Genomic DNA, 18,809 nt, shown 5'->3' with positions numbered 1-18,809 from the left:
ATGTGTGGAATTGTCGGCGCAGTTGCAGAACGTAACATCACCGCCATCCTGGTCGAAGGCCTGAAGCGTCTGGAATACCGTGGGTATGACAGCGCCGGCGTGGCGGTCTACACCAATGATGAAAAGCTTGAGCGTCTGCGCCGTCCGGGCAAGGTCAGCGAACTGGAGCAAGCCCTGGCCGAAGCGCCGTTGATCGGTCGACTGGGCATCGCCCACACCCGTTGGGCCACTCATGGCGCACCGTGCGAGCGTAACGCCCACCCGCATTTTTCCGGCGATTTGGCGGTGGTGCACAACGGCATCATCGAAAACCACGAAGCCTTGCGCGAACAACTCAAGGCCCTGGGTTATGTGTTCACCTCGGACACCGACACTGAAGTCATCGCCCACCTGCTGAACCATAAACTGAAGGACCTGCACGACTTGACCGTGGCCCTTAAAGCTACCGTCAAAGAGCTGCACGGTGCCTACGGTCTGGCCGTTATCAGCGCTCAGCAACCGGATCGACTGGTCGCGGCCCGCAGTGGCAGCCCGTTGGTCATCGGTTTGGGCCTGGGTGAAAATTTCCTCGCGTCCGACCAGTTGGCCTTGCGCCAGGTGACCGACCGTTTCATGTACCTGGAAGAAGGCGATATCGCCGAAATCCGCCGGGACAGCGTGCAGATCTGGGACGTCAACGGGAAGGCCGTCGAACGCGAAGCGGTACAGTATCGCGATGGCGCCGAAGCCGCTGAGAAGGGCGAATTCCGCCACTTCATGCTCAAGGAAATCCACGAGCAACCGTCCGTGGTGCAGCGCACCCTGGAAGGCCGACTGAGCCAGAATCAGGTGCTGGTGCAGGCTTTCGGCCCGCAAGCCGCAGAGCTGTTCGCCAAAGTACGCAACGTTCAGATCGTCGCCTGCGGCACCAGCTACCACGCCGGCATGGTTGCCCGGTACTGGCTTGAAGAACTGGCCGGCATTCCGTGCCAGGTCGAAGTGGCCAGCGAGTTCCGCTACCGCAAGGTCGTGGTGCAACCCAACACACTGTTCGTGACCATCTCCCAATCCGGTGAAACTGCCGACACCCTGGCTGCGCTACGTAACGCCAAGGAACTGGGGTTCCTCGCCAGCCTGGCGATCTGCAACGTTGGCATCAGCTCGCTGGTGCGTGAATCGGACCTGACCTTGCTGACCCAGGCCGGTCGTGAAATCGGCGTGGCTTCGACCAAGGCGTTCACCACGCAATTGGTCGGCTTGCTGCTGCTGACCCTGTCGTTGGGTCAGGTGCGTGGCACCCTGGCCAATGGCGTCGAGGCAACACTGGTCGAAGAGCTGCGCCGTCTGCCAACTCGATTGGGCGAAGCACTGGCGATGGACAGCACCGTGGAGAAAATTTCCGAGCTGTTCGCCGAGAAGAACCACACGTTGTTCCTCGGCCGTGGTGCGCAGTTCCCGGTGGCGATGGAGGGCGCACTGAAGCTCAAGGAAATTTCCTATATCCACGCTGAAGCCTACCCCGCTGGTGAACTGAAACACGGCCCGCTGGCGCTTGTGGATAACGACATGCCCGTGGTCACCGTGGCACCCAACAACGAGCTGCTGGAAAAACTGAAGTCCAACCTTCAGGAAGTCCGCGCCCGTGGCGGTGAGCTGATCGTCTTCGCCGACGTGAAGGCCGGCATGACCAATGGCGAAGGCACCCACGTCGTACAGATGCCGCACATCCACGACATCCTGTCGCCGATCCTCTACACCATTCCTTTGCAGTTGCTCTCGTACTACGTGGCTGTGCTGAAAGGCACCGACGTTGACCAGCCGCGCAACCTGGCGAAGTCGGTGACGGTGGAATAAGTTATCCACAGGTGTCCGGTGGTTTTGAAAAAGTAAAACTGCCACGAGAGGATGGAGGGGGTTAGCCTCCATCCTCTATGCCGTCGCGTCGGCGCTCCCCAACAATCCGTTAAACATCCAAGTGGCGCGTCTCGCCTTTCCTGCATCGACAGGAATGTTCAGGCAACGCTCAAAGCCCGACCTTTTATTTCATTTCCCTTCCAGTTGAACGAGCTGCGGCTTTAGTGGCTACGCGTCGAAGCGTTGCGACACTTTGTCCCGCCGAGTTTTTAGCATCAGACGTTTCCTACAGATTAAATAGTTGGCGCCCTCTAAATTTTCATTAGCACAGACGGTGCGTTATCAAACTAAAGGATCTGAAAGATGAACAAACTCAAGGCTTCCCTGGCGCTGGCTGTCATTGCCGGCACCGCCCTTTTGTCCGGCTGCACCGGTCAGGTGTATAACCAGCAAAAAAACTGCTCTTATGATTACTTGTTCACGCCAACTGTCTCTATCTCAAAAATGATTGGCGGCTGTGGCCCTATCGACAAGATTTCGCCGCAACAGTGATTGAATGGTCGAGCTGAATAAATTAGCTTGATATTTAAGCCCTTCAACAGAAATGAATGAAGGGCTAAATATTCAGTTGGCAGATTGGCGCCTTTATTTTTTTGAGTTTGTTGGCCACGATATTCGGGCCTTTCGCGACAGTTTTTATTTTCTGAAGTTACTCTGAAAAATCGCAGCTCCTGGCTGCGATTTTTTTTACCTGAAACGAGGACACGCCCATGGACCGCTTCCAGGAAATGCAGATTTTCGTCGCCGTTGCCCAGGAGCAGGGGTTTTCGGCGGCGGCGCGGCGTCTGGGGTTGTCGGCGGCGAGCGTTACCCGGGCGGTGGCCTCCCTGGAAAACCGCATTGGTACGCGGATGTTCACGCGCACTACACGCAGTGTGCATTTGAGTGAGGCCGGTCAGCGTTTCCTCGAAGACAGTCGGAGAATTCTCACTGAGGTGCAGGAAGCCGAGGATTCGGCGGCGGGCAGCCATATTCATCCCCGTGGGCAATTGACGATTACTGCGCCCGTTCTGTTTGGCGAGTTGTTTGTCACGCCGTTGATGGTGAGTTATCTGACGCAATTTCCGGAAGTCAGCATCAACGCGTTGCTCGTTGATCGGGTGGTGAGTGCAGCGGAGGAGGGGATTGATGTGGCGGTGCGTATCGGCGAGTTGCCCGACAGCAATCAGCACGCCATCCGGGTTGGGGAAGTTCGGCGGGTGATCTGCGCCTCGCCACAGTTTCTCGCCCGTCATGGCCGGCCCTCGCATCCACAGGAGTTGCAGCAGTCACCGATTATCGCAACCTCATCCATTGGCCAACTGAAGAGCTGGCCTTTCCTTGATAACGGTGAACCTCTGAGTATCCGGGTTGAGGCGCGTCTGGCGGTCACGGCGAATCAGGCAGCGATCAGCGCGGCGAGTCTGGGGCTGGGCTACACAAGGGTGCTGTCCTATCAGGTGGCGAGCAAAGTGGCGGCCGGGGAACTGGAGATTGTGCTGGCTGATTTCGAGCTGCCAGCCTTGCCGATCCACGTGGTCTACCTGGGTGGGCGCAAGGCGCCGGCGCGGGTGCGCAGTTTTGTCGACTTTGCGGTGAACACCTTGCGCGATAACCCGGCGTTGCAGCATTGATTTATTTCATCGGGTGAAATAATGGATTGCGCTTGGTGGTTATTCTGTTGTTTTGATCGAAGGTGGAAGATAGGCACCCATCGGCGCTGATCTCCCCTGAACAGCACCACTGACCCGAGGTGTTGACCATGCAAGCGATCAAACTCTACAACTTCCCGCGTTCCGGCCATGCTCATCGTGTCGAGCTCATGCTGTCCTTGCTGAAGTTGCCCACCGAGCTGATTTTTGTCGATCTGGCCAAAGGGGAACACAAGCAACCGGCCTTCCTGGCGCTCAATGCGTTTGGGCAGGTGCCGGTCATCGATGACCAGGGCGTGGTCCTGGCTGACTCCAACGCCATTCTGGTTTACCTGGCGCAAAAGTATGGCAACGGTCGTTGGTTGCCCGCCGATCCGGTCGGTGCGGCCAAGGTTCAGCGCTGGCTCTCGGCCGCCGCCGGGCCGATCGCCTTCGGCCCTGCCAGGGCAAGGCTGATCACCGTGTTTGGCGCGCCGTACAACGCTGATGAAGTGATTCCTTACGCCCACAGCGTGCTCAAGGTGGTTGAGCTTGAACTCGCCAATTCGCCTTATCTGGTGGGAAGCGAGCCGACCGTTGCCGATGTTGCGGCCTATAGCTACATCGCTCACGCGCCAGAGGGCAATGTGTCCCTCGACGATTACCCGAACATTCGTGCCTGGCTGGCCCGTATCGAAGCCCTGCCCGGTTTTGTCGGCATGCCGCGCACGGTCGCCGGTCTGCAAAAAACTGTCTGATGCTGGTGGCCCGGCACCCTGCCGGGCTGCACCTTGCTGCGCCGATGGCGCAGGGGAGAAGCCGATATGGACCGTTCACCCTGGCATGCTGGTGAGAAACAATTGCAGGCGCATGTGGGCGTTGCCGAACGTATGGAAATGTTCGGTCGTAAGGTGATTCGCAGTGAAATGCCGGACCAGCACCGCACCTTCTATGAGCAATTGCCCTTCATGTTGTACGGGGCGGTCGACGCTGAGGATCATCCCTGGGCCAGCGTGCTTGAGGGGGAACCCGGTTTCGCCCACTCCCCCGAGCCCGGCCTGCTGAATTTTCGCACGGTGCCGAACGCGGACGATCCGGCACAGTTGTGTGACGGCGCGGCCATTGGTTTGCTCGGCATCGAACTGCATACCCGGCGCCGCAACCGGATCAATGGCCGTGTCCAGAAGCTGGTGGAAAGTGGCTTCGGCGTAACGGTGGAGCAATCGTTCGGCAACTGCCCGCAATACATCCAATTGCGGCAGTTCCAACGCGTGCCGTTGGCGGACCCTGCACAACGCAGGGTGCAGCGTCTCGACTCACTTGATGAGGCAGCCAGGTCGATGATTGCTGAGGCCGACACCTTTTTTGTCGCCAGTTACGTGGATGTCGACGGCGAGCGCGCGGTGGATGTTTCTCACCGGGGTGGCCAGATCGGTTTCGTCCAGGTGGAGGGCAATCGTCTGACCATTCCCGACTTCGCCGGCAACCTGCATTTCAATACATTGGGCAACCTGCTGATCAATCCTCGGGCCGGGTTGTTGTTCATCGACTTCGCGACTGGCGACTTGTTGCAACTGAGCGGCCGCACCGAAATCATTCTGGAAGGCCCCGAAGTGGACGCCTTTCAAGGGGCGGAGCGGTTGTGGACATTTGATGTCGAGCGAGTGGTACGCCGCCCGGCTGCATTGGCCTTGCGCTGGCGCTTTGATGGGGTGTCGCCAACCAGCTTGCTCACCGGTACCTGGCCGCAGGCCAAAGCGCGATTGCAGGCCAAGGCTTTGGGCGATCAATGGCGGCCGCTGCGGGTGGCGCGGATCGAGGCGGAAAGCCAGAGTATCCGCTCGATTTATCTGGAACCCGCCGACGGTGCTGGATTGCCGCTGTTTCAGGCCGGGCAGCATTTGCCTCTGCGCTTCACTCTCGACGGTGAGGTGCATATCCGTACCTACAGTCTGTCGAGCGCGCCTTCCGATGATTTCCTGCGCATCAGCGTGAAGCGCGACGGCCTGGTGTCCACACATCTGCACGAGCACATTCGTGTCGGTGACGTGCTGGAAGCGCGGGCGCCACAAGGGCATTTCACTGTGGCGCCCAATGAACGCCGGCCTTTGGTGCTGCTGGCGGCGGGCGTGGGAATTACGCCGTTGCTGTCGATGGTGCGAGAGGTGGTGTACCAGGGATTGCGCACTCGCGGCATCCGGCCGACTTGGTTTATCCAGAGCTCGCGCACCTTGGCCGACCAGCCGTTTCGTCGGGAGCTGGATCGTTTGCTGGAGGACGCCGGGGGCGCTGTGCGTGTCTCGCGGCTGATAAGTCAGCCGGAATCCGAGGCGCTTGAAGGCGAGGATTTTGATCTGACCGGGCGTATTGATATCGCCCTGCTCAAGGACGTGCTTGAGGTCGATGACTACGATCAGGTCGATTTTGTCGTGTGTGGCCCGGGGAGTTTCACCCAGGCGTTGTACGACGGGTTACGCGAACTGGACGTACGCGATGCACGCATTCATGCGGAAACCTTCGGCCCGTCGACATTGAGCCGGCGTCCCGACCCGGATGCGGTGGTCATCGAGCAGCCGCCCGCTGCGACCACATCGGTGCCGGTGGTGTTCCAGCGCTCGGCCAAGGAAGCCCGCTGGCAGCCCGATGGCGGCAGCTTGCTGGAGTTGGCGGAAAGCCGCGGCCTGCATCCGGAGTTCAGTTGCCGCGGGGGTTCCTGCGGCACCTGCAAGACGCGCCTGATCAGCGGCCAGGTGAATTATCCACAGCCTCCGGCGGAGGTTCCGGATGAAGGACACGTGCTGATCTGCTGTGCGGTTCCGGCACAAGGGCCGCAGCCTCTGGTGCTGGATATTTGAAAGAAGAACACGAGCGAACATTGCTCGCGGGCCAATCGCTGGGTAGGGTAGTGCGTACAACGAAAGGGCCATGACTGGCCCTTTGCGCATTTCAGGGACAGGCGTTTTCATGTTTTCTTTTTATCGTTCTGTCGTCTTGCTGGTGGCACTGGTGTTGCTCACCGGCTGCGAACGTCAGGATGCGCCAGCACTCGATCAACAACTCTATGTGTGGCAGCGACAATGGACGCCGGCTCATGACGCCGCCCTGCGTGACAGCCACGCGGACTTCTCCACGCTGCGAGTGCTGGCGCTGCAAGCCTTCCCCCAGGCGGGGTGGAGCAAGGCACGGATCGATGCGGATTTGCTGAAGCGCGATGGCCGTCCGCTGATCGCCGTGATTCGCCTGGACGGGCAGTTGCAGTCGCTGGATCAAGATGAAGTGCGTGGGCAAATCCAGCAGGTGATCAGCGATTGGCAGTCGCAAGGGCTGACCCTCGCTGGCGTGGAAATCGACCACGATGCCGGTAATGCACGGCTACCGGCCTATCGGCAATTTCTGACAAAGCTGCGCGGGACGCTGCCGGCAGCCATGCCGCTGAGCATCACCGCCTTGCCGGCCTGGCTCGACAGCCCTGAGCTGCCGGCATTGTTATCCACAGTCGACAGCAGCGTATTGCAGGTGCATGCGGTGAACGATCCGCGGCGTGGCTTGTTCGATGCCGATCAGGCTCGACGTTGGGCCAAGTCCTGGAGCCATAGGACCGACAAGCCTTTTTATCTGGCGCTGCCAGCCTATGGCGTTGCCTTGTTGGCGGATGCCCAAGGCGCGCCAGTGGTGGAAAGCGAGGTGCCGCTGGAGCGCGATGGCGAGCGTCGGGAGTTGCTGGCCGATCCCCAGCAGTTGCGCACGTTGGCTGTGGAGTTGCGCGCCGATCCGCCGCAGCACCTGGCCGGTTTGATCTGGTTTCGATTGCCATTGGCCAACGACCGTCGCGCCTGGAGCCTGACAACGTTGCGCGCAGTCGCTCGCGGTGAGGTTCTGCAGGGTGAGCTGTCAGTGAAACTCTCGGCAGACAACGGCCTCTATGACATCGCTATCAGCAATCAGGGCAATCTCGACAACGCCTGGCCCGAGCGTCTGACGCTGTCGGTGCAGGGCTGCGAAGGCGCCGATGCATTGGCCGGCTACGCATTGCAGCAAAGCGCGGATCTGCTTACCTTCAGCCGACTGCGCGAGGGGCGAATAGCCGCCGGCGGGCAGCGGGCCATTGGTTGGGCGCGCTGTGCACACATTGATCAAGGAGCTTCGAATGTTCACCCGTAATTGGCCACGTCACCTGCTGTGCCTGAGCCTCAGCCTGCCGCTGGGTTCGGCAATGGCTTGCGGCCCGGACTTCCCGATGCGCCTGCTGAACGACCGCGCCCAATCGCTGGCCGAACTGCCGGAAGGCAATTTCGGCTTCGAGATCAACCGCCTCGGGCACGCTATTGCAGGGTTGAAGACGGTGGCGGCTGTGGATAACAGCATGGGCGACACCGACTACACGGCTCAGCGTGATCAGGCCGAGCAAGCGGGTTTGACGGCTGAACAGCAGACACTGGTGCAGCACCTTCGCAGCCTGACCGATGCCCATCAGGTCGAGGCGCAAGGCGCGGCGCTACCGGCAGAACTCAAGTTGTATCTGGCCGGTGCCGTAGCTTTTGCCGCAGGTGATCATGGCTTGGCGGCGCAGTATTTCCGGCAAGTGCTGGCCTTGCCCGCCGATCAGCGGGCACTGCGCAGCACTTGGGCGGCTTATTCGCTGGGGCGTGCCTTGTTCGCCATGGGTGCCGAAGCCGATGCGGCGCCAAACCTGTTGGAGCAATCGAGACAGGCGTTCGAGCAAGCCCGGCAGTTGAGCATCGACGGTTTCAGCGATCCGTTGGAGTTGGGTGTTGCCAGCCTCGGCGAAGAAGCCCGGGTCGACCGCACGACCGGGGACTGGAATCGCGCCATCGAACTGTACGCCACACAGAACCTTCACGGCTCGGCTGTGGGCTACAGCTCGTTGAAGCTGTTGATGGCTGATCTGGCAGCCATGCCCGAGGATCAATTGAGTGTGTTGCTCAAGGGCCAACCGGTGCAGCAGTTGGTCACCGCTTCCTTGATCAGCAAGCTGGGCTGGTCGTTCGGTGATCAGCCAGCCAATGAAAAAAAGCTGATCAAGTTGCTGCAAAACAGTACCCAAGGCAGCCTCGACAACGCTGATCGCCTGGCCGCCGTGAATTATCAACAGGGTGACTACGCCAATGCCAAGGTCTTCCTTGAGCATGCGGGTGATGGTGGGCTGGCGTGGTGGTTGCGCGCCAAGCTGGCGCTGCGCGATGGCGATAAAGCCGCCGCGGCCGCCGCCTATGCCAAAGCCGCCCAGGCGTTTCCGCAGAACGAGTCCTGGGGCGAGCGCCGCACGCCTGACTTCGATTACGAAACGCTGCAGCCCAAGTGCCGCGTCGAGGGTGAAAGCGCAATCCTGGCACTGCAACGCGGGGACTATCTGCAAGCGTTCGATCAGCTCTATCGCAGCGGCAGCCTCTATTGGTACGACGCGGCGACTGTGGCCGAACGGGTGCTGACGCTCGAAGAGCTCAAACAATACGTCGACAGCAAAGTCCCGGCGCCACCGCCCCTCAGCCAGGCAGATCGTGACAATTATGTGCCGCTGCCGGTCGCGGCGAGCCTGCGCAATCTGCTCGCCCGACGTTTGTTGCGCGAAGGGCACTACGCGCAGGCGCCGACCTATTTCGATAACGATGGATTGCAGCACAAGGCTCGCTTGTACGGCCAACAGCGAGAAGCGGCCGATGGCGCATGGTGGCCGACCCGTCGGGCCGCCGCCTTGTTCAATGCCGCCTGGACGGCGCGTGAGTGGGGCATGGATATCCTCGGCTACGAAATGGCCCCGGATTACGCCACGTTGGGCGGCAACTTTGTGCTCGATAGCGCTGAAGTGAAGGTCGGGCCACTGATGACCGCCGATGAGGTCAAGCGTCAGCAGGCCAGTGCCGCTCAACCTGACGAGCGTTATCACTATCGGTTTTTGGCCACGGCACTCGCCGGCCGTGCGGCGGACAACCTGCCCCACACCAGCCAGGCGTTTGCGGCGGTGCTCTGCGAGGCGGCAGGGTGGAACAGCAGTCTGGAGGAGCAGAGCGCGCTGTATCAACGCTACGTCCAGCAAGGGCCGTACGTGCCGTGGGCGGCTGACTTTGGTCATCAGTGCCCGTATCCGGACTTTGAGAACGCCGACAAGCGTTATGTCACGCAGGTGACGGATGCTGTTCGCTCGGCACTACGACCTTATAAGACTGCGCTGTTCATTGGCGCTGGATTGGTGGTGGCAGCGGCGCTGTTGCTGATCAGTCGCCGCCGTCGTCGAGCAGCGTAAGGGTCAAGCCTGTTGAACGAAGGCCAGGCGCATAGCGAAACCGATCAACAGGCTACCGAACAACCATTGTTGCAGGCGCTGGGCAGAGGGGCTGCGTTGCAGCCAGCGGCCCAGCGCGGCGCCGGTCAGTGCGTAGGCACTGTCGAAGAGAAAACCGACACCGACCAGCATCAGCCCCAGGATCGCGAATTGCTCCAGCACCGGGCCAGCCTGTGGATGAATGAACTGCGGCAACAGCACCGAGCAGAACAACAACGCCTTGGGATTGAGCAGGTTGGTTAGCAGGCCGCGCCTGATCGACGCACTCCAACGGGGTTGTTCGCCCATGGCGCCGGTACCGTTGAGGTTCGGCAAGATCGTCGTCCGCAAACACTGAATACCGATCCATAACAGGTAGGCGGCGCCCGCCAGTCGCACCACATCAAAGGTCCAGGGTGCCGCCTTGAACAGTGCTGCGAGCCCCAGCCCGGCGAGTGCCACATGACAACCCCGGGCAATGCCCAAGCCCACGGCGGTGGCCAGCGCGGCGCCTTTGCCCTGGCGGGCACCGGTCTGCAACAGCAGGATCATGTCCGGGCCGGGTAACAGGTAGACCACCGCCAGCGCCATGAAAAACAGCCAGAATCCCGCCATGATGCACCCCGTTCGTTGTCGATTTGGTAGGCCCAGTCTATTGCGCAAGGGCAGGGCAGGTGCTTGCGTTGTTTGCTTCTAATGGCCTCATGATTGGCATAACCTGCTAGTAAATTGCGCTTTAACTCTCAGGATCTGCCAAATCATGAAACTCGACGCCTACGACCGAAAAATTCTCGCCGCGCTGCAACGCGACGGTCGCCTGAGCAACGTGCAGTTGGCTGAGGAAATCGGTCTGTCCGCCTCGCCCTGTTTGCGGCGGGTGCGCATGCTGGAAGAGGCCGGGGTGATTCGCGGTTACCAGGCCAACCTGGATCGTGATGAAGTCGGGTTGGGGCTGACGGTGTTTGTCGGGGTCAAGGTCGAGCGCCATAACGATGAGCAAGCCGAAGCTTTTCGCGTTGCCGTGACGGCGTTGCCGGAGGTTATTTCGGCGTTCCTGGTCTCGGGGGAGTCGGATTTTCTGCTGCAAGTGGTGGTGCCGGATCTGCGCGGTTACGACCGCTTCCTCACTGGCAGCTTGTTGAAGCTGCCAGGTGTCAGCGATATCCGCAGCAACTTCGCGATTCACACGGTGAAAGCGCCGGGTGGTTTGCCGTTGGAGCATTTACCGCGTTAGACCGCCATCGCCAGCCAACTGGCTCCTACAAGGTTTGCACTGTACCTGTGGGAGGGAGCTTGCTCGCGATAGCGGTCCTGCGGTAATCGACACATCAAGGTTTTACATCTGCGTCGCCATCCCCTCCACATTCATCGCCGCCTGACGCAATGCCTCGGAGCGGGTCGGGTGCGGATGGCAGGTCAGGGCGATGTCTTCGGCCGAGGCACTGAACTCCATGGCCACGCAATATTCACCAATCATTTCACTGACGCTCGGGCCAACCAGGTGTACGCTGAGGATTTCATCCGTGCGCTCATCGGCCAGCACTTTGGCGAAGCCTTCGGTTTCGTGATTGATCTTGGCCCGGCTGTTGGCGGTAAACGGGAACTTGCCAACCTTATAGGCACGGCCTTCGGCCTTGAGCTGTTCTTCGGTCTTGCCGACGCTGGCCAGTTCCGGTTTGGTGTAGATCACGCTCGGGATCAGCTCGTAATTGACCTCGCCGGCCTTGCCGACAATCTGTTCGACGCAGGCCATGGCCTCGTCTTCGGCCTTGTGCGCGAGCATCGGGCCGCTGGTCACGTCACCAATGACCCAGACCCCGGGCGCTTGTGTGCGATGGCCCTTGTTCTCGAGCATGCCGCGCTTGTCCGTGGCGAGGCCGACATTTTCCAGCCCCAGGCCCTGTGTATAAGGTCGGCGGCCGATGGCCACCAGCACGTAATCCGCTTCGATCAATTCGGCCTCACCACCCGCAGCAGGCTCGACGCGCAATTGCACACCATTAGCGGAGGTGGTGGCGCTGGTGACTTTCGAACCGAGCTTGAAGCTGAAACCTTGTTTGCCCAGGGAGCGCTGCAGGGTTTTTCCTGCCTCCACATCAACACCGGGGCAAATGCGGTCGAGGAATTCGACCACAGTGACTTGAGCACCGAGACGCCGCCACACCGATCCCAACTCCAGACCGATGACACCAGCACCGATCACCACCAGATGCTTGGGCACCTCTTTGAGCGACAGCGCGCCGGTGGAATCGAGGATACGTTGGTTATCGATGTCCACACCCGGCAGGGGAGTGGGCTCGGAGCCAGTGGCGATGATGATGTCCTTGGCACTCAATTCGGTCTTGCCACCAGCGCTATCGGTCACTGTCACCTTGCCCGGCCCGTCGATGTGGCCCCAGCCTTTGATCCAGTCGACCTTGTTCTTGCGAAACAGGAACTCGATGCCCTTGGTCAGCCCGGTCACGCTCTCGTCTTTCTGTTTCATCATCTGCGCGAGGTTGAGACTGGGCTTTACCTCGATCCCCAGGTTGGCGAATTCCCCACCCATGGCTGCGTCATACAGTTCGGAGGCATGCAGCAGTGCCTTGGAGGGCATGCAGCCAACGTTGAGACAGGTGCCGCCGAGGGTGGCGCGTCCTTCCACGCATGCGGCTTTCAAGCCCAGCTGGCCGGCGCGGATCGCTGCGTTATAGCCACCTGGCCCTCCGCCGAGTATCACGACGTCGTAAGTGCTCATGGATGTACTCCTGTCTGGAAGGGGATCGGATCGGTAAACGTAGTTCCTGAGAAAAATTACGATCGTAATATGTGCGTTTTAGCGCATTTCGGTCAAGGCTTCAGGCAAGCGACAGGTTGAGCGTCTTTAGATAGCGCGATTTTGTACGAACTTTTTACCTATTTCGTTATATCGTAACGAATAGTCATGTGAGCAAAAAACAAGCGCTGGGGTGGTATGCAAGTCGATCTCGAAGTTGATGAAGCACCCGTTGCCGGGTTGCCACGCTTTCAGCAGGCCGTGTTTCAGGGGCGGCGATTGCGCCAACTCGTCCTCTTGATGGGTACGCTTGCCGCCACGGGGTTGTTGTTGGCTTTTTTTGCTGCGTTGTTCGCCGCTCATACGCTGTGGCCGGCGTGGTTGATGAACCAGAGTGCGGCGCTGCTGGTATTGGTTGCCGGTTTGCAGTCGGCCGGGTGGGTGACGCAGTGGCGCGCAATCGCGTTGAACCCTGTGGCGCCGGTTATCGCTGTCGATGAACAAGCGCCTGCGCCGACAGGTTGGTACGAGCGCTTGCTGGACCGGATCAGCCAACGCTGGCTGAACATGCTGCGACACATCGGTGCCCCGACGTTGTGGTTGGGTGGCTGGTCGCTCGCGGCATTGCTGTGCGTGGAACTGTTCTGGGATCTGACCTTGCCGTCCGCCGCACTGGGTTTTTCCGCGACCTTGGGCGCGGCGATCTCACTGTTGCTGGCGTTCGGACTGCTGGTGCTGGAGCGCCATCTGGCCCAGGCAAACACCGCGCAATGGCCTGAGGCAACGGCACTCGCGCAGTTGATCCGGGTGGTGATCATCAGCCTGGTGCTTGGCGCTTTGTGCCTGTTGTTTGCCGATGACACGTCGGTGTGGCCGGTGCGTCTGGCGGTGCTGATTGGCCTGCTGCCCGCGCTGGTGGCGCTCGAACTGCTGCTGCGCGCCGTGCTTTCGCTGTTCAGCCCACGCCGCGAGCGCCTGGAGCCTGACCTGCTGGCGCGCAGTTTTGTCGCTGACATGCTGCGCTGGCCGCCGCAGCCTCTGGTCGCACTGCAGCATGAATTGCACAACCGTTTCGGCATCGACCTGCGGCAGATCTGGGCGTTCACTTACATGCGCCGGGCCTTCCTGCCGGTTGTGGCGGTCGTCTCGATCATTGGTTGGTCGCTCACCGGCATCCATGAAATTCCCCTGCAAGGGCGGGGCATCTACGAACGTTTCGGCAAACCGGTGGAAGTCTTCGGTCCCGGTTTGCATGCCGGTTTGCCTTGGCCTTTGGGGCGGGTGCTGAACGTTGAGAACGGTGTGGTTCACGAGTTGGCTACCAGTGTCGGTGAAGCGGGCACTGCAACCGAAGTCGCCCCGGCTGAAGGTCCGGCGCCTGCCATCGCCAACCGCTTGTGGGACGCCAGCCACGTCAATGACAAATCCCAGGTGATCGCCAGCAGTCGTGGCGACAAGCAGAGCTTCCAGATCGTCAACATGGACGTGCGTTTTGTCTATCGCATCGGCCTGAGCGATCAGGCGGCGTTGGCGGTAACCTACAACAGCGCTGATGTGCCAACGCTGATCCGCAGCACCGCCAGCCGTATTCTGGTCCACGATTTTGCCTCGCGGACCCTCGACGGTTTGCTCGGCGAGGACAGGGAAGGGCTCGCCGAAGAGATTGGTCGCGCCGTCCAGGGCGATCTGCAGAAGCTCGACAGTGGCGTGGAAATTCTTGCCACGGTGGTCGAGGCGATTCATCCGCCAGCCGGGGCCGCCAATGCGTACCACGGAGTGCAAGCCGCGCAGATCGGCGCGCAAGCGTTGATCGCTCGCGAGCGAGGCGCGGCTGCCGAAGCCACCAACCAGGCACAACTGCAGGCGAGCATCGCGCGCGATCAGGCCACCGCGAGTGCGCGTGAAATCAACGCGGGTGCACAAGCGGCAGACCTGAAGTTCAACGCCGAACAAAAAGCTTTTGCCAGCGCCGGCCAGTCTTTTGTGCTCGAACAGTATCTCGGCCAATTGTCCCAGGGACTGGCCAACGCCAAGTTGTTGGTGCTCGACCATCGCCTGGGCGGCAGCAGCAACGCGCCCACCATCGACCTCCGTACGTTCACGCTGCCGGTAGACCCTGCGCAGTCGCGTAAAACCGCCCAGCCAGGAGTTGCCAATTGAGCCAGTCGCACACCCACGATCACGATGACCACAGCGGCCACGATCACGGCCATGGCGGGCATCACCATCACGGTCATCACCACCATCACCACCACGGCGAGCCACAGGAGGCGGGACCGTTTCCATGGCGCCGGATGGGCTGGGCAGCGCTGCTGGTGGCTTTCGCTGTCGCCGCCGCGAGCCTGGTGCAGGTTCGCTCTGGCGAAGCCACGGTGATCACCCGTTTCGGCAACCCGTCGCGAGTACTGCTGGAGCCAGGACTGGGCTGGCGCTGGCCTGCACCGTTCGAGGCGGCGATTCCGGTCGACCTGCGCCTGCGCACCACGTCGAGCGGATTGCAGGATGTGGGCACGCGTGACGGTTTACGCATCATTGTTCAAGCCTACGTAGCGTGGCAGGTGCAGGGCGATCCGGACAATGTGCAACGCTTCATGCGTGCCGTGCAGAATCAGCCGGATGAAGCTGCCCGGCAAATTCGTACCTTTGTCGGCTCGGCCCTGGAAACCACCGCCAGCAGTTTCGATCTGGCGAACCTGGTCAACACCGACTCAAGTCAGGTGCACATCGCCGATTTTGAAGCGCAGCTGCGCAAGCAAATCGATCAGCAGTTGCTCACCACTTATGGCGTACGTGTGCTGCAAGTCGGTATCGAACGGCTGACGTTGCCGTCGGTGACACTCACTGCCACGGTCGATCGAATGCGTGCCGAGCGTGAAACCATCGCCACCGAACGGACCGCCATTGGCAAACGTGAAGCGGCGCAGATTCGCTCTGCAGCTGAGCGGGATGCGCGAATCGTGCAAGCGGATGCCACGGTGAAAGCTGCCGATATCGAGGCGCAATCCCGCGTTGAGGCCGCGCAGATATATGGCCGTGCCTACGCGGGTTCACCGCAGCTTTACAACTTGCTGCGCTCGCTCGACACCCTGGGCACCATCGTCACCCCGGGGACCAAGCTGATTCTGCGCACCGATGCTGCGCCGTTTCGCGTGCTGGTTGATGGCCCGCCGAGCGTTGATAGCAAAACCGGATCGCAGCCATGAGTTTGGTTCCACGTGGAACAAATGAGTTGAGCAGCCCGTGGATTCAGGCCGGTCGCTTTGCATTTCTGGCCCTGTACGGGGTGACGGTGCTCGCTGCGATAGCCTGGGCGTTTTCCAATGTGCGGCAGATCGACCCACAGAACCGCGCCGTGGTTTTACATTTCGGCGCGCTGGATCGAATCCAGAACGCCGGTTTGCTGTTGGCCTGGCCACGTCCTTTCGAGCAGGTGATTTTGCTGCCGGCGGCGGACCGGGTTATCGAACGCCGAGTGGAAAACCTGCTGCGTACTGATGCCGCTGTACAAGCGGATCGCGTCGCAAGTTTCGCGACACCTATCAGTGATGCCCTCGCCGGTTCAGGTTACCTGCTGACCGGTGATGCCGGTGTGGTGCAACTCGATGTCCGGGTGTTCTACAAAGTGACGGAGCCTTACGCCTTTGTGCTGCAAGCGGAGCATGTATTGCCGGCGCTGGATCGCCTGGTCACTCGCAGTGCGGTGGCACTTACAGCTGCGCGCGATCTGGACACCATATTGGTTGCCCGCCCGGAACTGATTGGCGCCGACAGTCAGGCGGCGGAACGACGCGAACGCTTGCGCGGCGATCTGGTGCAGGGCATCAATCAGCGACTGGCTGAGTTGGCCGCCACGGGGCAGGGACTGGGCATCGAAGTGGCGCGGGTCGATGTGCAATCCAGTCTGCCGAGCCCCGCGGTGAATGCATTCAATGCCGTACTGACGGCCAGCCAGCAAGCCGACAAAGCGGTGGCCAACGCCCGCACCGATGCCGAGAAGCTGACCCAGACTGCCAACGAACAAGCTGACCGTACTTTGCAGGTTGCCCATGCCCAGGCCAGTGAACGATTGGCCAAGGCATCGGCGGACACCGCCACCGTCTTGAGCCTGGCCAAAGCGCAACAACAAGGCACCGATCCACAAATGCTACTGCGCATTTACCGCGAGCGGATGCCGAAGATTCTCGGCCAGGCCGGTTCGGTGACGACGGTTGATCCCAAAGACGATTCCCGCCTGATCATTCAGGGAGCTGCACAATGACTGCGCAAACCGCCGCTGCACCGAGCATGTTGTCCTCGGCCGAACAGCGCAGTGCCGCACGCCAACTGACTCTGGCCATGCTGGCCCTGGGCTTTTTGGCGCTGGGCTTGATCTGGCGCTGGCTGGCGCCGGAACAAACAGGTGTCAGCCAATTGCTGCTGGGCTTCGCCTCCTTGCTGGTTGCGGTACCGGTCATGCGTTCGGCCTGGTACAGCCTGCGTTATCCAAGCCTGCACGGCATCACCGATCAGTTGATTGCCTTGGCCATGCTTGGCGCCTGGGCCACTGGCGATCTACTGACGGCGGCGCTGCTGCCGATCATCATGATCTTCGGCCACGTGCTGGAAGAGCGCAGTGTGATCGGTTCGCAGGAGGCGATTCACGCCCTCGGCAAATTGACCCGCAGCCATGCGCGCAAGGTTCAGGCGGACGGCTCGATCGTCGAAGTCGATAACGGCACGCTCAAGGCCGGCGATGTGGTCGAAGTGCGTGCCGGTGACCGCGTGCCTGCGGACGGCAGAGTATTGTCGGGTCAGGCAAGCCTGGACACGGCATCCATCACTGGCGAATCAGTGCCGGTGGAGGCGGGTGTCGGCATGCCAGTGTTCGGCGGCGCGATCAATCTGGATGGTTTACTGCGCATCGAAGTCACCCGCACCGGGCATGAATCGACCCTCGGTAAAGTCATCGCGCTGATGCAAAACGCCGAGCGCTCCAAGCCGCCGATCACGCGGTTGCTGGAACGCTACGCGGGCAGCTACATGGTGCTGGTCCTGTTGCTGGCCGCCGTGACCTGGTTCATCACCAACAATGCCCAGGCGATGCTCGCGGTGTTGGTTGCGGCTTGCCCTTGCGCTCTGGTGTTGTCGGCACCGGCCACGGCCATTGCCGGTGTTGCAGTCGCGGCTCGCCACGGCATCCTGATTCGCAGCTCGGCGTTTCTTGAGGAGCTGGCGGACCTGACGTCGCTGGTGGTGGACAAGACCGGCACGCTGACCTACGGCACCCTGCGCCTGCAATCCATAGACAGCCCACTGGAAGATCGCAGCCATGTCCTCAAATTGGCTGCCAGCCTCGGCTCTGCCAGCAGCCATCCGGTCAGCCGTGCACTCGCGAGTCTGGTGACCCAGGAGCATTTCCTGCTGTTGTCGGATGTTCACGAGCGTCAGGGTCTGGGCGTCGTGGCAATGACTGAACAGGGCGAAGCGGCGTTGGGTCGGCCGGAGTTGTTCACGCAGCTTGGCATCTCGACTACGACGGTTCCCGAGCACGACGGTCCGATTGCCGGATTGGCGCTCAATGGTGAATTCCTCGCCTGGCTGTTGCTCGCCGACAGCGTCAAACCGGAAGCGCAATTTGCCTTGAGCGAGCTGCGCGAACTGGGCTTGGGTCGTCAGTTGCTGCTGACTGGCGATCGTCACAGCGTGGCGCAGACACTGGCCCGCGATGTCGGCATCAGTGACGTTGAAGCGCAGGCCTTGCCCGAAGACAAACTCAACCGCGTGCTCAAGGAAATCGACAGCGGTTTCCGGCCGATGGTGGTCGGCGACGGCATCAACGATTCCCTGGCCCTCAAGGCCGGTGTGGTGGGCGTGGCCATGGGTGCCGGCGGCGCCGACATTGCCTTGGCGTCGGCCGATATCGTGTTGATCGGCAGTGATCTGCGTCGGCTGGGGACCTGTGTGCGGCTGAGCCGTCAGTGTCGCCAGACGTTGCAGGTCAACGTGATCATCGGCCTGGGCTGGACGCTGGCAATCGTGGCCTTTGCCGCTTTTGGCTGGCTCGGTGCGGCGGGGGCCATGATTGCGGCACTGCTGCATAACCTCAGCACGCTCCTGGTGCTGGGCAATGCCGGGCGCCTGCTGCGGTTCCAGGAGCCTTTGCTCAAGCTCAAGGATGAGGCTTGAACGCTCTGAAACGCGGGTGTTGAACGGATTCAAATTTTTAGAACTGTGCGCCCGCTTTGTAGTCATTGACAATGAGGGCGCATCTTTTTTGCACTCGCATCGGCTG

14 protein-coding genes are annotated in these 18,809 nt (G+C 60.9%); 12 read left to right on the top strand and 2 right to left on the bottom strand.

Features of this window, described 5'->3' with window-relative positions:
• The 7 genes from glmS to EIY72_RS06965 all read left to right on the top strand — a co-directional run bounded on the left by glmS (position 1) and on the right by EIY72_RS06965 (position 9,765).
• A complete protein-coding gene (gene glmS, locus EIY72_RS06995) occupies positions 1 to 1,833 on the top strand; it encodes a glutamine--fructose-6-phosphate transaminase (isomerizing) (RefSeq protein WP_093228348.1) in 1,833 nt (610 codons plus the stop codon).
• A gap of 363 nt (positions 1,834 to 2,196) precedes the next feature.
• A complete protein-coding gene (locus EIY72_RS06990; protein ID WP_093228351.1) occupies positions 2,197 to 2,385 on the top strand; it encodes a DUF4223 family protein in 189 nt (62 codons plus the stop codon).
• A 218-nt stretch (positions 2,386 to 2,603) separates the two neighbouring features.
• Positions 2,604 to 3,506: a LysR family transcriptional regulator gene (locus EIY72_RS06985; protein WP_093228354.1), complete on the top strand. Its 903-nt coding sequence runs from the start codon at positions 2,604 to 2,606 to the stop codon at positions 3,504 to 3,506.
• Positions 3,507 to 3,634: 128 nt separating this feature from the next.
• Positions 3,635 to 4,261 carry a glutathione S-transferase family protein gene (locus EIY72_RS06980; RefSeq protein ID WP_093228357.1) on the top strand — a complete coding sequence of 209 codons (627 nt, stop codon included), beginning with the start codon at positions 3,635 to 3,637 and terminating at the stop codon, positions 4,259 to 4,261.
• 66 nt (positions 4,262 to 4,327) lie between these two features.
• Positions 4,328 to 6,358 carry a pyridoxamine 5'-phosphate oxidase family protein gene (locus EIY72_RS06975; RefSeq protein WP_093228360.1) on the top strand — a complete coding sequence of 677 codons (2,031 nt, stop codon included), beginning with the start codon at positions 4,328 to 4,330 and terminating at the stop codon, positions 6,356 to 6,358.
• A 109-nt stretch (positions 6,359 to 6,467) separates the two neighbouring features.
• Positions 6,468 to 7,664: a DUF3142 domain-containing protein gene (locus EIY72_RS06970; RefSeq protein WP_093228363.1), complete on the top strand. Its 1,197-nt coding sequence runs from the start codon at positions 6,468 to 6,470 to the stop codon at positions 7,662 to 7,664.
• Complete coding sequence (locus EIY72_RS06965) at positions 7,651 to 9,765, top strand: hypothetical protein (protein WP_093228366.1); 2,115 nt, start codon at positions 7,651 to 7,653, stop codon at positions 9,763 to 9,765. Before EIY72_RS06970 ends, EIY72_RS06965 begins: the two co-directional genes overlap by 14 nt.
• 3 nt (positions 9,766 to 9,768) lie before the next feature.
• On the opposite strand, the gene EIY72_RS06960 is transcribed toward EIY72_RS06965, so the two are convergent.
• A complete protein-coding gene (locus EIY72_RS06960; RefSeq protein WP_093228369.1) occupies positions 9,769 to 10,398 on the bottom strand; it encodes a LysE family translocator in 630 nt (209 codons plus the stop codon).
• Positions 10,399 to 10,543: 145 nt separating this feature from the next.
• Here EIY72_RS06960 and EIY72_RS06955 point away from each other — a divergent pair, with 145 nt between their 5' ends.
• A complete protein-coding gene (locus tag EIY72_RS06955) occupies positions 10,544 to 11,017 on the top strand; it encodes an Lrp/AsnC family transcriptional regulator (RefSeq protein ID WP_093228371.1) in 474 nt (157 codons plus the stop codon).
• 102 nt (positions 11,018 to 11,119) lie between these two features.
• Here the strand turns inward: EIY72_RS06955 and lpdA are convergent, their stop codons facing one another.
• A complete protein-coding gene (gene lpdA, locus EIY72_RS06950) occupies positions 11,120 to 12,520 on the bottom strand; it encodes a dihydrolipoyl dehydrogenase (protein WP_093228373.1) in 1,401 nt (466 codons plus the stop codon).
• Between the two features lie 216 nt (positions 12,521 to 12,736).
• Here lpdA and hflK (EIY72_RS06945) point away from each other — a divergent pair, with 216 nt between their 5' ends.
• From hflK (EIY72_RS06945) to EIY72_RS06930, 4 genes are read left to right on the top strand one after another with little or no spacing between them, the layout of a single operon-like run.
• Complete coding sequence (gene hflK / locus EIY72_RS06945) at positions 12,737 to 14,698, top strand: protease modulator HflK (protein WP_093228376.1); 1,962 nt, start codon at positions 12,737 to 12,739, stop codon at positions 14,696 to 14,698.
• Entirely contained in the window at positions 14,695 to 15,741 is a 1,047-nt protein-coding gene (gene hflC, locus EIY72_RS06940; RefSeq protein WP_093228378.1) for a protease modulator HflC, read from the top strand. Before hflK (EIY72_RS06945) ends, hflC begins: the two co-directional genes overlap by 4 nt.
• Positions 15,738 to 16,796 carry a protease modulator HflK gene (hflK, locus tag EIY72_RS06935; protein WP_093228380.1) on the top strand — a complete coding sequence of 353 codons (1,059 nt, stop codon included), beginning with the start codon at positions 15,738 to 15,740 and terminating at the stop codon, positions 16,794 to 16,796. Before hflC ends, hflK (EIY72_RS06935) begins: the two co-directional genes overlap by 4 nt.
• The gene (locus EIY72_RS06930; RefSeq protein ID WP_093228382.1) at positions 16,793 to 18,703 is read left to right on the top strand and encodes a cation-translocating P-type ATPase; all 1,911 of its coding nucleotides are present in this window, start codon (positions 16,793 to 16,795) and stop codon (positions 18,701 to 18,703) included. The genes hflK (EIY72_RS06935) and EIY72_RS06930 overlap by 4 nt, the downstream gene beginning before the upstream one ends.
• Positions 18,704 to 18,809 lie beyond the last annotated feature (106 nt).

It is taken from the genome of Pseudomonas vancouverensis, from assembly GCF_004348895.1.
Classification (GTDB): domain Bacteria; phylum Pseudomonadota; class Gammaproteobacteria; order Pseudomonadales; family Pseudomonadaceae; genus Aquipseudomonas; species Aquipseudomonas vancouverensis.
The sequence above is the reverse complement of the archived record's forward strand: the minus strand, read 5'-3'. Positions and strand labels throughout refer to the sequence as shown.

Bases quoted from the DNA above. Each gene is read 5' to 3' on its own strand.
- glmS (WP_093228348.1), top strand. From the start codon at position 1: ATGTGTGGAATTGTCGGCGCAGTTGCAGAACGTAACATCACCGCCATC.
- EIY72_RS06990 (WP_093228351.1), top strand. From the start codon at position 2,197: ATGAACAAACTCAAGGCTTCCCTGGCGCTGGCTGTCATTGCCGGCACC.
- EIY72_RS06985 (WP_093228354.1), top strand. From the start codon at position 2,604: ATGGACCGCTTCCAGGAAATGCAGATTTTCGTCGCCGTTGCCCAGGAG.
- EIY72_RS06980 (WP_093228357.1), top strand. From the start codon at position 3,635: ATGCAAGCGATCAAACTCTACAACTTCCCGCGTTCCGGCCATGCTCAT.
- EIY72_RS06975 (WP_093228360.1), top strand. From the start codon at position 4,328: ATGGACCGTTCACCCTGGCATGCTGGTGAGAAACAATTGCAGGCGCAT.
- EIY72_RS06970 (WP_093228363.1), top strand. From the start codon at position 6,468: ATGTTTTCTTTTTATCGTTCTGTCGTCTTGCTGGTGGCACTGGTGTTG.
- EIY72_RS06965 (WP_093228366.1), top strand. From the start codon at position 7,651: ATGTTCACCCGTAATTGGCCACGTCACCTGCTGTGCCTGAGCCTCAGC.
- EIY72_RS06960 (WP_093228369.1), bottom strand. From the start codon at position 10,398: ATGGCGGGATTCTGGCTGTTTTTCATGGCGCTGGCGGTGGTCTACCTG.
- EIY72_RS06955 (WP_093228371.1), top strand. From the start codon at position 10,544: ATGAAACTCGACGCCTACGACCGAAAAATTCTCGCCGCGCTGCAACGC.
- lpdA (WP_093228373.1), bottom strand. From the start codon at position 12,520: ATGAGCACTTACGACGTCGTGATACTCGGCGGAGGGCCAGGTGGCTAT.
- hflK (WP_093228376.1), top strand. From the start codon at position 12,737: ATGCAAGTCGATCTCGAAGTTGATGAAGCACCCGTTGCCGGGTTGCCA.
- hflK (WP_093228380.1), top strand. From the start codon at position 15,738: ATGAGTTTGGTTCCACGTGGAACAAATGAGTTGAGCAGCCCGTGGATT.
- EIY72_RS06930 (WP_093228382.1), top strand. From the start codon at position 16,793: ATGACTGCGCAAACCGCCGCTGCACCGAGCATGTTGTCCTCGGCCGAA.